The sequence below is a fragment of the Bacillus sp. MT94 genome, from assembly GCF_058792475.1.
Genome location: NZ_JBXAEZ010000008.1, coordinates 101,925 through 115,259 on the forward strand (window position 1 = coordinate 101,925; position 13,335 = coordinate 115,259).

The 13,335-nt window shown below is 33.4% G+C and carries 10 protein-coding genes and 2 riboswitches; of the genes, 2 read left to right on the plus strand and 8 right to left on the minus strand.

Features of this window, described 5'->3' with window-relative positions:
- Positions 1-25: 25 nt before the first annotated feature.
- A riboswitch (cyclic di-GMP riboswitch) is annotated at positions 26-110 on the minus strand.
- A gap of 282 nt (positions 111-392) precedes the next feature.
- Positions 393-1,706 (plus strand): anaerobic C4-dicarboxylate transporter family protein, encoded by a 1,314-nt coding sequence (locus tag AC1Q51_RS24025; protein WP_064532153.1) that lies wholly within the window; start codon positions 393-395, stop codon positions 1,704-1,706.
- Between the two features lie 115 nt (positions 1,707-1,821).
- On the opposite strand, the gene thiE is transcribed toward AC1Q51_RS24025, so the two are convergent.
- From thiE to AC1Q51_RS24060, 7 genes are all read right to left on the minus strand, one after another.
- Positions 1,822-2,478: a thiamine phosphate synthase gene (gene thiE / locus AC1Q51_RS24030; RefSeq protein WP_488192531.1), complete on the minus strand. Its 657-nt coding sequence runs from the start codon at positions 2,476-2,478 to the stop codon at positions 1,822-1,824.
- 17 nt (positions 2,479-2,495) lie between these two features.
- A complete protein-coding gene (gene thiM / locus AC1Q51_RS24035) occupies positions 2,496-3,305 on the minus strand; it encodes a hydroxyethylthiazole kinase (RefSeq protein WP_097924646.1) in 810 nt (269 codons plus the stop codon).
- Between the two features lie 72 nt (positions 3,306-3,377).
- Positions 3,378-3,490, minus strand: a riboswitch (TPP riboswitch).
- A gap of 413 nt (positions 3,491-3,903) precedes the next feature.
- Positions 3,904-4,434, minus strand: a complete 531-nt coding sequence (locus AC1Q51_RS24040; protein WP_090978222.1) for a stage II sporulation protein M — start codon at positions 4,432-4,434, stop codon at positions 3,904-3,906.
- Positions 4,424-5,095, minus strand: a complete 672-nt coding sequence (locus AC1Q51_RS24045; RefSeq protein ID WP_090978220.1) for an ABC transporter ATP-binding protein — start codon at positions 5,093-5,095, stop codon at positions 4,424-4,426. The genes AC1Q51_RS24040 and AC1Q51_RS24045 overlap by 11 nt, the downstream gene beginning before the upstream one ends.
- A gap of 3 nt (positions 5,096-5,098) precedes the next feature.
- A complete protein-coding gene (locus AC1Q51_RS24050) occupies positions 5,099-6,352 on the minus strand; it encodes a sugar transporter (protein ID WP_257130310.1) in 1,254 nt (417 codons plus the stop codon).
- Between the two features lie 174 nt (positions 6,353-6,526).
- A complete protein-coding gene (locus AC1Q51_RS24055) occupies positions 6,527-7,075 on the minus strand; it encodes a hypothetical protein (RefSeq protein ID WP_097913222.1) in 549 nt (182 codons plus the stop codon).
- Between the two features lie 176 nt (positions 7,076-7,251).
- Positions 7,252-7,461, minus strand: coding sequence for a hypothetical protein (locus tag AC1Q51_RS24060; protein WP_090978215.1), 210 nt, complete (start codon positions 7,459-7,461; stop codon positions 7,252-7,254).
- A gap of 586 nt (positions 7,462-8,047) precedes the next feature.
- On the opposite strand from AC1Q51_RS24060, the gene topB reads away from it, so the two are divergent.
- Positions 8,048-10,237, plus strand: coding sequence for a DNA topoisomerase III (gene topB / locus AC1Q51_RS24065; RefSeq protein ID WP_090978213.1), 2,190 nt, complete (start codon positions 8,048-8,050; stop codon positions 10,235-10,237).
- A 38-nt stretch (positions 10,238-10,275) separates the two neighbouring features.
- Here the strand turns inward: topB and AC1Q51_RS24070 are convergent, their stop codons facing one another.
- The gene (locus AC1Q51_RS24070) at positions 10,276-13,221 is read right to left on the minus strand and encodes a YhgE/Pip domain-containing protein (protein ID WP_090978211.1); all 2,946 of its coding nucleotides are present in this window, start codon (positions 13,219-13,221) and stop codon (positions 10,276-10,278) included.
- Positions 13,222-13,335: the final 114 nt, after the last annotated feature.

Sequence of the window (13,335 nt, forward strand, 5' to 3'; positions counted from 1 at the left end):
CATTGGCCAAGACCAACCCTATCCGTCCGGTAACTGGCTAGCGTAGCCTTTCGACCTTAGCTCCTGTAGTTTTGCGTCCTCATGTTTCCATCAGTTTGCCTTTCTCGCTGAACGAGTTGAACGATATGGGAGTTCTATGAGAATTAATTTATTCTCTTTCAAAGATTACAACATATAAATCAAAATGTCTACTTATTTAGAGATATAAATACAAATTTTTAATGCATTGCTTTTTCAAAATAATTTCAAAAAGTACGTGAATGTTACTTTTTTTGTGTTATATAATAAAAAATGTATAAACAACAAGGATTTCTTCGGGTATTTATTTAATTTTCATTCAAATTAAACTATTCGAATATATCTTAACTAATGAATTTCGGAGGTAGTTTATCATGTTTTGGCTACAATTTCTTACCTTGTTACTCTGTATTTTTATTGGTGCACGCCTAGGCGGAGTTGGTTTAGGAGTAATGGGTGGAGTTGGTATGGCAATACTCGTTTTTGTCTTCCACTTACAACCAACCGCGCCTCCTATCGATGTAATGCTTATGATTTTGGCAGTAATTACAGCTGCTGGTGCTTTGCAAGCTGCTGGAGGAATGGACTATCTTGTTCATCTAGCTGAAAAGGCATTACGAAAAAATCCAAAGCGTATTACTTTTTTTGCTCCAATTGTTACTTATTTATTCACACTATGTGCAGGCACTGGTCACGTTGCCTATTCTGTACTTCCTGTTATTGCAGAAGTCTCTCGTGAATCAGGGATTAGACCGGAACGCCCAATGTCGATTGCCGTAATCGCTTCTCAACAAGCAATTACAGCTAGTCCAATTTCAGCTGCCACAGTTGCTCTTTTAGCAATGTTAGCTGACTATAAAATCACTTTATTAGATATTTTAAAAGTGAGTATTCCCTCCACTTTCATTGCTTGTATGTTAGCAGCATTCGTTGCTAGTAAGATGGGAAAAGAATTAAGTGAGGACCCTGAATACTTAAAACGATTAAAAGAAGGAATGATTCCTAAGCTTGAAGAGAAAAAAGAATTTGTAGGTGTAAAGGGCGCAAAATTATCAGTTATCCTTTTCCTTGTAGGAACCTTCCTTGTTGTACTTCTTGGTTCATTTGAAGCACTTCGTCCAGGATGGATAGTTGATGGGAAGTTAGCTCGCCTTTCCATGCCGAACACAATTGAGATGGTCATGTTAACTATCGCGGCTCTTATTATTATTTTCTGTAAACCAAATGTAGAAAGCATTGTGTCTGGTAACGTCTTTAAAGCAGGGGCAACAGCAGTTGTTGCTATTTTCGGTATCGCTTGGATGGGAGATACTTTCTTTAACGGAAACTTAAATATGATTCAAGGATCCATTCAGCATTTAGTAACAAGTGCACCTTGGCTATTTGCCATCGCGCTATTCATTCTATCTATTTTACTGTACAGCCAAGCAGCAACAGTACGTGCCTTAATGCCACTTGGACTATCCCTTGGTATTCCACCAGCACTACTGATTGCAATGTTCCCTGCAGTAAACGGATATTTCTTCATTCCAAACTATGGAACAATCGTTGCTGCCATTAACTTTGACCGTACTGGTACAACAGGTATCGGTAAATACGTATTAAATCATAGCTTTATGATTCCAGGTTTAATCGCAACATTTACTTCTATCGGCATTGGAATGCTTTTAATTTCTATTATGTTTTAAAGAAAAAGCACAAACCCTTATTTAAAAAGGTTTGTGCTTTTTTAATCAAACGTTTGTTTAAAATTTGGGGCAGTCCATTTCTCCATGTAGCACTTAAAATACTACACGTCCTTCCCTACAAACTTCTCTTTACTTCTTCAGCTAATTTTCTCGTACTTTCATACGCAGATTCAGCTAAACTAATTGCTGAAATAACTGAAACACCGTCCGCACCCGCTTCTATAACTGCTGCTGTATTTTCAATTGTAATCCCACCAATACCAACGATTGGCACTGTAATTCCTTGTTCTCTAAAATAAGCTAATCCTTTCGTTCCTTGAACCGCTTTCGTATCTTTTTTCGTACTCGTTGTGAAAATAGGTCCAACGCCTAAATAATCTGCTCCATTTTCGATTGCAAAGCGTGCTTCTTCAATTGTATGAGCAGATACGCCGATAATTTTATCTCCCATTTTTTCACGAACAGATGTAATTCCTTCATCATCTTGTCCTACATGAACACCATCTGCATCTAATTCAATGGCTAATTCTACATCATCATTTACAATGAAAGGAACACTATATTCCTTACAAAGCGTCTGCAATTCTTTTGCAAAGCGCACTCTATCTTCTCCGATTAAAGAACCTTCCCCCTTCTCGCGAAACTGAAAAAGTGTCACTCCACCATCTAACGCTTCTTTCAATACAGCTAAAGGATCCTTCGTGCAGTTATTGCTTCCCATAATAAAATACACTTGTAATAACTTAGACATTTTCTTTGTTTCAATGCGCATCGTATGTTTCATCCCCCTTACTCTAACTCCTCAATCTTCCCATACTTCTCGATATCAGCTGAAGTTGTATTCGCTAATTGATTTAAAAATTCAATTTGGAAACTACCTGGCCCTTTTTCTACTGTTTTAACAGCTGCCAGTTCCGCAGCTACACCATAAAACGTTAATGCGGCTACTGCTGCTTTTACATAATCTTTTTCTACTGCTACAAATGCTCCTATTACAGAAGTTAGTAAACAACCTGTTCCCGTAACTTTCGTTAAAATAGGGTGACCGTTTCGAATAACAATAGTTCTCTCTCCATCTGTAACAACATCTTCTTTTCCAGTAATGACCGCAACTGTATTTAGTTCGTCTGCTGCCTGCCTTGCAATACTTACAACATTTCCATTTCCAGTACCAGCGTCTACCCCTTTAATTTCCCATTTCTCATTAATAACATTTGCTATTTCAGCTGCATTTCCGCGGATAATTGCTAAATCGATTTCAGCCGGAATATGTCTCGCAACTTCTGTTCGATACGAAGTTGCTCCTGCACCAACTGGATCAAATAGTACTGGCACATTGTTCGTATTTGCTGATTTACCCGCGAGTAGCATAGCTTCTACTTCTTCAGGACGAAGTGTCCCCATATTTAATACTAACGCTCCAGCAATGCTAGCCATTTCTGCTACTTCTTCTTTTGCATACGCCATTACAGGCGATGCCCCAAGTGCCAACAAACCGTTAGCAGTAAAATTTGTTACAACAACATTTGTAATATTATGAACAAGCGGATTAGATTCTCTCACCAAATCCACTACTTTACTAATTTCTTTCATATTCATCCTTTTCATCTCCTAACTATAATGATGGGAGATACACAAAAAGACACTTTGCGCGTACGCAAAGTGCCTGAACATGTGCTTTTACACTCTCCCTACGCTGGCATTATCCAACAGGTTCAAATGGTCAATGACGGACTAGTAGCCATACTCTCAGTTTGTATCCACAAACTCCCATGTGTTTCTTATTCATCTACTTCAAAGTCTACTCTTATTCTAGTAAAATAACAAGTTCTTTACTTTTCCATATAAAGTGAAACTTTAATCAGTGGGGGCATCCCCCACTGATTATTAGCCTTCACCAATCGGGCGTTTACGGCAGCCCGACCCCCGCCTAACTTCTTTGCTCCATCCAAGTTATATAGAAGATAAATGAAGTACACACCATCGAAGAAGTTAACAATTTCATTTCGTTAATATAAATTTATCTATTCAATTAAAAAGATAAAAAAATTACTCTTAAATATATTAAACTTTTGAAGTTACAATTTGTATTTACATAACAAAATAAGAGACTTACTGTAATTTCGTTGTAAGTCTCTTCATCTTGCTCCCCTATCGGTGTAATTTAGTAAAAAATATGAATCTGAATCATAATAAATTAAATTATATAACTTCTATCAACTAATAGCGGAGATAAATATGTTTCCAATAATGCAGCAACAAATAAAAGTACTAGATCTATGACTAGTAAAATCAAAATTTTTTTCCCTAATATGATAAAAGAATTTTTACTAAGTTCTTTTTTTCTAATTATATTAATAATGGATACCGCTACATATACACCTATTGTTGCAGTAAAAAACATATTTATGATCTCAATTATTCCATGGCCTGCAAAATAAGATGCTGCTGTTTTCAAAGACGTTCTCTCTATCAAGCTATGGAAAGAAAAACCTAAGTAAAAAAACTGTTCAAATAAAAAAATTAAAGAAAAAAAGCCAAAACTAATAATCGAGAAAATTATTGTAAACAAATGAATTTCTAAATTATTACTAAAAATTGTAATGAAAGAGGGCTTTAAATTAGGACTAAACTGTTCATTAGGCAGCAATAAAAACCCCAGAAAGAAAAATAAACTCCCTATAACTGAACAAGCAATAAAACAAAGGATAAATAATTTAGGTTTCACAGTTATCACTCTCCAAAATTAATTTATTCAATCGCTCATCCCTTTTTAAAATTATTTTTCCATCCGAAAAATTTGCTAAATCAACATCTGTTGAATGCGTGGCATAAATTAAAATTGATCTATTTTGAATTATGTAATCCTTTAAATAATCCAAAGTAACTTTCCTTGACCTAATGTCAAAATTAACAAAAGGTTCATCAAGAAGAATTAAGCTAGGTGAAGCTAGAAGAGCCAATATTAATGACAGCTTTTGTCTAGTTCCCAAAGATAATTCACGTGTATATGTATTTTGATATTTATCAAGCCCAATCTCTTGAATCAAATGTTCTAAAGACGAATCTAATCTAGTTCTATTAATAAAAGATAGTACCATATCTATTGTTTCCGAAGGCGTTAAATATTCGTATAAGAACGGTGTATTACCAATTAATGAGACATTTGCAATATACTCTTTAAAATCGTTCTTTAATGAAGATTTCTTTAATATAACTTCCCCATCAAACTTTGTCATTCCACCAATTATATTCAATAAAGTTGATTTTCCTATCCCATTTTTACCAACTAACTCTAAAATCTTCATTTCATCTACCTTTAAATTTACTCCATCAAAAATATAAGTTGATTCACCATATTTTTTTTTTATATTTATTAATTCCAGCATATTTTACCTCTCTTTTTTTAGGAAATTATAAAATACCAAATAAATAGAATAAACGATAAAAAAGCCCATTACAGGATATAAATTCCCTAGCTTCATTGAATAAACAGCCACAAGACTACATGTTACAAATGGTAAACCTAAAACTAACAAATCTTCAATAGGATTAAAAAAGTACATAAAGAAATTATTTTTTATATCTTCTATTGATAATTTTTTAAAGCGGTATACTCTTTTAGTTATGATTTTTATTGAGTAGAAGTAAATAATTGTTGAACCAAAAATAGTAATACCTGTAAACAATGAAGTTCCATAAAACATAAATGCACCAATATAATAACTAATTAGAATTACTATAAGCTTTCTTGACAGAAATTTGGAAAGTAAATCCTCAAAATATGTTTTCTTATCAAACTTCCTTATATAATAAAAATCACTCAAGTTAGAAGTTTGTAACATTTTTGAGCTATTTATAATTCCTTGAGATAGAAAACTAAGAATCGCACTTTCAACAGCTAAATAAACGGAAATTATAATAATTTTATTAATGCTAAAATAAAAATTTAAAATGCCGATTATCAATAGTGAAGCTATTGCAAACAGATAAGTATAAAATATATGTAAAAAGAAAGTTCTATTTTGGCAAGATCGAGCTAACGCCATTCGATACTTATCCAACTGCTTGCCGTTTTGATACTTGATTATATGCTCTTTCTTTTTCGTATAGTTTGGTCCATGAATAAAGAAAAAGATAATCTGATGATTACTCCATAAAAATTTTGATAGAATAATCGCTGAAACTATTACTATCACCAAGCATTCATATATAAATATTGTTATGTAACTAAACTGCAGCTCAACCATAAAAATGATACTAAAAATACAATAAAAAAGAATTTTTGTTCCAAATGTCCGTAGCAATTTTTCTATGATAAGTAATTTAAAATTATTGTTTTGAGCCTTATGCATCCATTGAGAAATATTCTCAATTTCTTCTGAATCATAATCATCATTATTAATATCTGTCATCAAAATTGTTAAAAAAAGATAGACAGTCGCACTATAAAAGGGATTTATAGACGAACGAAAATAATGCATTAATTCATAAACAAAGATTGGTGCCAAAATTGAAACAAATGTAATACATATATTTATATTATAAAAAAAAGATAGCAATAATTTTTTATCGCCATCGGCAAATTTGTTTAAAAAATCCCCAAATAAAACTTCCATATTTGCAAATGCTTTTCTTTTTTTCATCAATCTTTTAAATTTAAAGTATTTCATCCGCTTTAATTTCCTAATAAATTTATAACAGTTTTTATCAAACTATATGCCGCTACTACACCAAATAAAATCGATACTACTAACATTACTTTCATCTTAAACTTAAAATTCTTTTCCATCTATTACACCCTCCTAAAGTTATTTAGACTAAATAAAAGTAATCATCATTTGAAAGATAACTGTCAAACCATAAGTTATTAAAAATATAATTGTACTTAGCTTTATTTTCAATCTATTCGAAATAGAATCATCTAAATTAAGTAAATATAGATAAACAAAACCTGCCAAAAATAGTTGAGATCCTGGAGACCACCCTATCCATTGAACATCGTATAAATTGTTTAAACCAGCAATCGAAAAAATAACCATATTTAATAGCACAGATGCTATATTCGCAGAAACTATTATTGGAAAAAAATTGCTGAATTTTAGTTTTTTATGAGTAATAAAATTTGTACTAAAAGTAATAAATAATGTTTCTATTACTACTACTGTAATACTCACAACCAATTGTATTAAAATTAAAAAGACTGTGACAAAAGAATCTGTAAATAATTGTAACGGCATTTCCATTTTATGAAATTCTTCAATAACTTTAAACTGTTTAATTGTAAAAAGTGAATTTGCGACCACTACTAGAATGAGTAGCAAAAAAGATAATAAATTTATGCCCCTTTTATGTATTAACTTAAACATTTTTATCTCCCTAATATAAGTAAATTAATAAATCGTTATGTTTTTTAATACACAAATAGCTGTGTGCCTCTTCTATTACATAACTCTAATACCCTATAAACATATCATTCTAAAATTAAATTTTAGAATACACCTCATCATAATTAGGGGGCAATTTTGCCCCCCTAATGTCCTTTTTAAAGAGCTCTTGCTGCAGCCCTCTTACCCATTCTAGTCATTCCTAAAATTGTAGCACGATAGCTCCAAACAGCTGCAGAAGCTGCAGCACCAATTCCAGTTAGAGACAATAGTAAAGAAGCATAAGAAATCCAATCTAAAGCGGCCATAATTGCTGATGCAGTAGCTGCGCTACATCCAATAAGATTCATAATCATAACTTTTTTCATTATAAATATCCTCCTTGAACATCCACTTAATTTTAATATAAAAATAATAATTCCACTCTTCTTCTCAACATCCCCCGGGTTCTACTAAAGTTTACCATTATAGTTAAATATACGCAATATCCTTTTATAGAATTTTCTAAAAATAGTTTTTTAGATTTTTAAATATGATACATGAGCACTTTCTCTCATGTATCAAAATGTATTCTTATATTTTGATACTCTTAATAAGATCAAAAAAGGAGCACTAAATAATAAAGTGAAACTTTAATCAGTGGGGTTTTGTTCATCCCTCACTGATTATTAGCCTTCACCAATCGGGCTTTTACGGGCAGCCCGACCCTACCTAACTTCTTTGCTTCCACTGAATTTTGAGGTGGGGGTCTTACTGCCCGTTAATGCGGGATAAATCCCATAAAAATCCCATCCCCACTTAATCAACTAATCAAAAAATATTAGTTCAATTAATAATTTTAAAAGGAATTTCTAGAAAGAAACATCTGACTATAAGATAGGAGCCTCCTTTACATTTCCTCTTGAAAACTGTGGTATATTAGACGATATATAGTTAATAAAGGAGTTCAATTAAATGGCAAAAAGTATTGTAATCGCTGAAAAACCTTCCGTTGCACGAGATATTGCTCGTGTACTGAAGTGTGATAAAAAAGGAAACGGCTATCTTGAAGGTAGTAAATATATTGTAACTTGGGCTTTAGGTCATCTCGTTACATTAGCAGATCCAGAAAGTTATGATGTGAAATATAAAAAGTGGAATTTAGAAGATTTACCGATGCTACCTGAGCGTTTGAAATTAACGGTTATTAAACAAACTGGTAAACAATTTAATGCTGTAAAAAGTCAGCTACTTAGAAAAGATGTAAATGAAATTATTGTAGCAACAGACGCTGGACGTGAAGGGGAATTAGTCGCACGCTGGATTATCGATAAAGTTAAGCTAAATAAACCAATCAAACGTTTATGGATTTCTTCTGTAACCGATAAAGCAATTAAAGATGGTTTTGCAAATTTAAAACCAGGTAAAGCCTATGACAATTTATACGCTTCAGCAGTTGCGCGTTCAGAAGCTGACTGGTATATCGGTCTTAATGCAACTCGTGCTTTAACGACTCGCTTTAATGCCCAGTTAAATTGCGGCCGTGTACAAACCCCTACTGTTGCTATGATTGCTAGTCGTGAGGATGAAATAAAGAACTTCAAAGCTCAAACTTACTACGGCATCGAAGCTCAAACGATGGAGAAACTCAAACTTACTTGGCAAGATGCAAATGGCAATAGCCGTAGTTTTAATAAAGAAAAAATTGATGGTATTGTAAAAAGTTTAGATAAACAACATGCTACTGTTGTGGAAATTGATAAGAAACAGAAGAAGTCATTCTCTCCTGGTCTTTACGATTTAACTGAATTGCAACGTGATGCAAATAAAAAGTTCGGTTACTCTGCTAAAGAAACATTAAATATTATGCAGAAATTGTATGAACAGCATAAAGTGCTAACGTACCCTCGTACAGATTCACGCTACATTTCATCTGATATCGTTGGAACACTTCCAGAACGTCTAAAAGCATGTGGTGTTGGAGAATACCGTCCCTTCGCACATAAAGTATTACAAAAGCCTATCAAACCTAACAAATCATTTGTTGATGATAGTAAAGTAAGCGATCATCATGCGATTATTCCAACAGAAGGATACGTTAACTTCTCAGCATTCACAGATAAAGAACGCAAAATTTATGATTTAGTTGTAAAACGTTTCTTAGCTGTTTTATTCCCAGCATTCGAATACGAGCAACTAACATTACGTACTAAAGTTGGTAGTGAAACGTTCATTGCACGCGGAAAAACGATTTTACATGCTGGCTGGAAGGAAGTATACGAAAATCGATTTGAAGACGATGATGTAACTGATGACGTAAAAGAGCAGCTTCTTCCTCGCATTGAAAAGGGCGATACATTAACTGTAAAGTTAATTATGCAAACATCAGGCCAAACGAAAGCACCTGCACGCTTTAATGAAGCAACTTTACTTTCAGCAATGGAGAATCCTACAAAATATATGGATACGCAAAATAAACAACTTGCTGATACGTTAAAATCGACTGGTGGATTAGGTACTGTAGCGACACGTGCAGATATTATCGACAAACTTTTCAACTCTTTCTTAATTGAAAAACGCGGCAAAGATATTCATATTACTTCAAAAGGCCGTCAGTTACTTGATTTAGTACCAGAAGAGTTAAAATCCCCTACACTAACTGGTGAATGGGAACAAAAACTTGAGGCTATCGCAAAAGGTAAGCTAAAAAAAGAAGTATTCATTTCTGAAATGAAGAACTATACGAAAGAAATTGTTTCTGAAATTAAATCGAGTGATAAAAAATATAAACATGACAACATTTCAACGAAGTCTTGTCCAGACTGTGGTAAACCGATGTTAGAAGTAAACGGCAAAAAAGGAAAAATGCTCGTATGCCAAGACCGTGAATGTGGTCATCGTAAAAATGTATCTCGCACAACAAACGCTCGTTGCCCACAATGTAAGAAGAAACTAGAATTACGTGGTGAAGGTGCAGGTCAAATCTTTGCATGTAAATGTGGCTATCGTGAGAAACTTTCTACATTCCAAGAGAGACGTAAAAAAGAATCTGGAAACAAAGCTGATAAACGTGACGTCCAAAAATATATGAAACAACAGAAAAAAGAAGAAGAACCATTAAACAACCCGTTCGCAGACGCATTAAAAAAATTAAAGTTCGATTAAACAAAAAGGTTCCTACCGCTCTCGGTAGGAACCTTTTCTTAGTGAATGATTTTACTTCCTTTTGCATTCTCAACAAATTTTTCACTTGATTTGTTAATTGGTGTTTTCAGTAATAACGCAGCAACAATCATAACTACTACGAAAACACTTAACACAAGTAAGTCTCTTATTACGATATCCCAAAGCATTCCGCCAACCGTTTCACGAATTGCACTAATTGCGTATGTGAACGGTAAGAACGGATAAATTGCTTGGAAGAACGCTGGTGTCATTTGGATTGGGAATGTTCCGCCCGATCCTGCTACTTGTAGTACAAGTAAAATGATCGCCATCGATTTCCCAACGTTTCCGAAAATAGAAACGAGTGAGTATACGATACAAACGAAGACTCCACCAATAAATAAACTAAATAACACAAACCAGAACTTATCGACTACGTACGTACCGAGTAAGAATATATCTCCCATCGATACGATAAACGCTTGTGAAAGACCTATCGTTAAGAATGTTAATAAACGTCCGAAGTAAATTTCATGGCTCTTATAATTCGCGCCCTCTTCGTGTACTTCTACTGTTAATAATGAAACCATTAATAATGCGCCTACCCATAATGCAAGCACTGTATAGAATGGTGACATTGCTGAACCGTAGTTCGGCATCGCAAATAATTTATTCTCTTTTAAATTTACTGGATTCGCAAAGTAATCACTTTGCTTTTCAACATCATTTTTCAATAAACGTATGATGTCTTTTAAATCCTCTTCAGATTCAAAATCACGAATTTTATCTGCTAATTCTTTAATCTTTTTCTCAGTAGCTGGCATTTCAGCTTTAATGTCTGCTAATTTCTTTTTACCATCTACTAAGCCTTTTGATGAATCTTCTAGTAATTTTTTAACATCTGGAAGCTTTTTGTCTGCCTCTTTTAAAATTTGAGATGTGTTTTTAGACATCTCTTTTGTGCGAGCAATTGCTGCATTGAAATTTGGAGTGATTTCTGAGTCATATTTAGCTAAAATGTCACCAATTTGACCCGAAACACTTTTAGACACTTGATTAATACTTTCAATAACATCAGCTGCTGGTTTTTGACCTTTATTAATAGCGTCAATTCCTTTATCAGTTAACTCCATTCCTTTTTGCAAACCATCTTTTGCTTTATTTAACTTAGAAATTGTACCATTAAGGTTTTTATCACTATTCACATCAGCTAACACTTTATTTGTACTTTCCAGAACTGGAATCATGTCATTAACTAAATTCCAACTTGCTTTAAACTGCCCATTTAATTCATTTAAGGCTACTTTTGTAGAATCTAAGCCGTTAACACCTTTATTACTTAAATCTTCTTTTGCCTTTTCAAGACTGGTTTTTAGTTTTGCATAATCCGCTACAGCCTGATCATAGTTCTCTCTACCATTGTTTAATATCTCATTAGCCTTATTTATATCTTGATTTAAATTGCCTCTAAGCTGCTGAGCATCTTCTTTTACATTGTCAGCCTTATTTTTCAATTGCTCAGCTGTACTTACTGCTTTTTCAAAATCTGCTACAAACGTCGCATTATAATCTGCTTCTGCTTGATTTACCAAGTTATTTATTGCATCTAACTTTTTATTAGCAGCATCTCTGACATCTTGTTTCACTTCTTGCCCTGTACCAATAATATTAGCGATATCTTTAACGCCGCCATTTGCATTTTCTATAGCTGATTTAAGATTCGTTAATTTATCTATTCGTTTTTGGAAGAAGTCTTTTCCAGAATCAGTTGGTGCAAATTCCTTAAATTTAGTAAAGACATCAATTAAATATGAAACACTATCTGCACGACCTTGAAGATTTTCAGAAACCTTATTAAGGTCTTGTTTTGCTTTTTCTGGATCAAAATTACCATTTTGCAATCCGTTTATAACGCCTTGTGCATAAGTTGTTCCGACACGTATTGAACTAAAAACATTATTTACAGTTTGATTAATATTTTTAGCAATATTTTTATATCCCTCGCCATTCACTTGCGGTAACTCTGGAAGTGTTGGTATTTGCGGGATGGTTATATTCGGTAAGTCTGGGAACTTGGATGGATCTGGAAGTGCCAGATTGAAATCCAATGATGGATTCTTTAAGAAATCCGTAATTGCCGCGGCACCATCTAAACCTTTTTGCATTACCATTAAATTATTCTTAATAGTTCCCGGAGCGCGATTCAATGTTTCATCATTTCTCGCAAAGAATTTATCTAAATTCCCTAACGCTTCTTGCCCATCATTCATAACACTCTCTACAACTGGCAACTCTTTTTGCGCTACTTTCACAACATCTTCTGCTCGAGTTGCATCATCTAATGCCTTATCCATAAGTGTATTCATTTCTGGGAACTGCGCTTCTAACTTAAATACAAGATCTTTTACTTTTTCGATACTTGGTAAGTTTGTTTCTAAATCGATTCCAAGGTCATTGAAAATTTTAAAAATCTCACCGTTTGCTGTTTTTACAAAGTTTTTACTAATTTCTTCTGTAATACCTGATGCACCTTTTGCTGTAATCTTCGGTGCAATCGCGTTTACTTTTTCATTCACATAGTAATCCAGTTCTGGTTTTTTAGGATTTTCATCCAGAACAGTTGCAATTTTTTCAGAGAAGTCTTTTGGAATCGTAATACTTGCATAATAATCCCCACGCTCAACTCCGTAAATCGCTTGTTTTTCATCTACAAATTTCCAGCCAAGATTTTTATTTTTCTTAAGGGAGTCTACAATCTCTTTCCCGATATTAATATCTTTCCCTCTTAAATTAGAACCTGCATCTTGGTTAGAAACTGCAATGGGAACCTCTTTTGTATTTCCATACGGATCCCAAGAAGCTTTAATGTTAAACCATGCATATAACGATGGTAAAATCATTAATCCTAAAACAATAACAATTGCAGCCCAATGTTTGGCTACATTCCGTAAATCTGTCTTATAAATACGCCAAATCTGTTTCATAGAAGTTATCACCTAATTATATATTTTTCCTTCTTTAGAAAATGATACATGCATTTTGCAATTATATCACTTTCTACATCGTGTATTAACCAAAAACGTACTATTTTTTCCCAT

Excerpts from the sequence above, each read along its gene's own strand:
- AC1Q51_RS24025 (WP_064532153.1), top strand. The coding sequence starts at position 393 with ATGTTTTGGCTACAATTTCTTACCTTGTTACTCTGTATTTTTATTGGT.
- thiE (WP_488192531.1), bottom strand. The coding sequence starts at position 2,478 with ATGCGCATTGAAACAAAGAAAATGTCTAAGTTATTACAAGTGTATTTT.
- thiM (WP_097924646.1), bottom strand. The coding sequence starts at position 3,305 with ATGAATATGAAAGAAATTAGTAAAGTAGTGGATTTGGTGAGAGAATCT.
- AC1Q51_RS24045 (WP_090978220.1), bottom strand. The coding sequence starts at position 5,095 with ATGCTGGAATTAATAAATATAAAAAAAAAATATGGTGAATCAACTTAT.
- AC1Q51_RS24050 (WP_257130310.1), bottom strand. The coding sequence starts at position 6,352 with ATGAAAAAAAGAAAAGCATTTGCAAATATGGAAGTTTTATTTGGGGAT.
- AC1Q51_RS24055 (WP_097913222.1), bottom strand. The coding sequence starts at position 7,075 with ATGTTTAAGTTAATACATAAAAGGGGCATAAATTTATTATCTTTTTTG.
- AC1Q51_RS24060 (WP_090978215.1), bottom strand. The coding sequence starts at position 7,461 with ATGAAAAAAGTTATGATTATGAATCTTATTGGATGTAGCGCAGCTACT.
- topB (WP_090978213.1), top strand. The coding sequence starts at position 8,048 with ATGGCAAAAAGTATTGTAATCGCTGAAAAACCTTCCGTTGCACGAGAT.
- AC1Q51_RS24070 (WP_090978211.1), bottom strand. The coding sequence starts at position 13,221 with ATGAAACAGATTTGGCGTATTTATAAGACAGATTTACGGAATGTAGCC.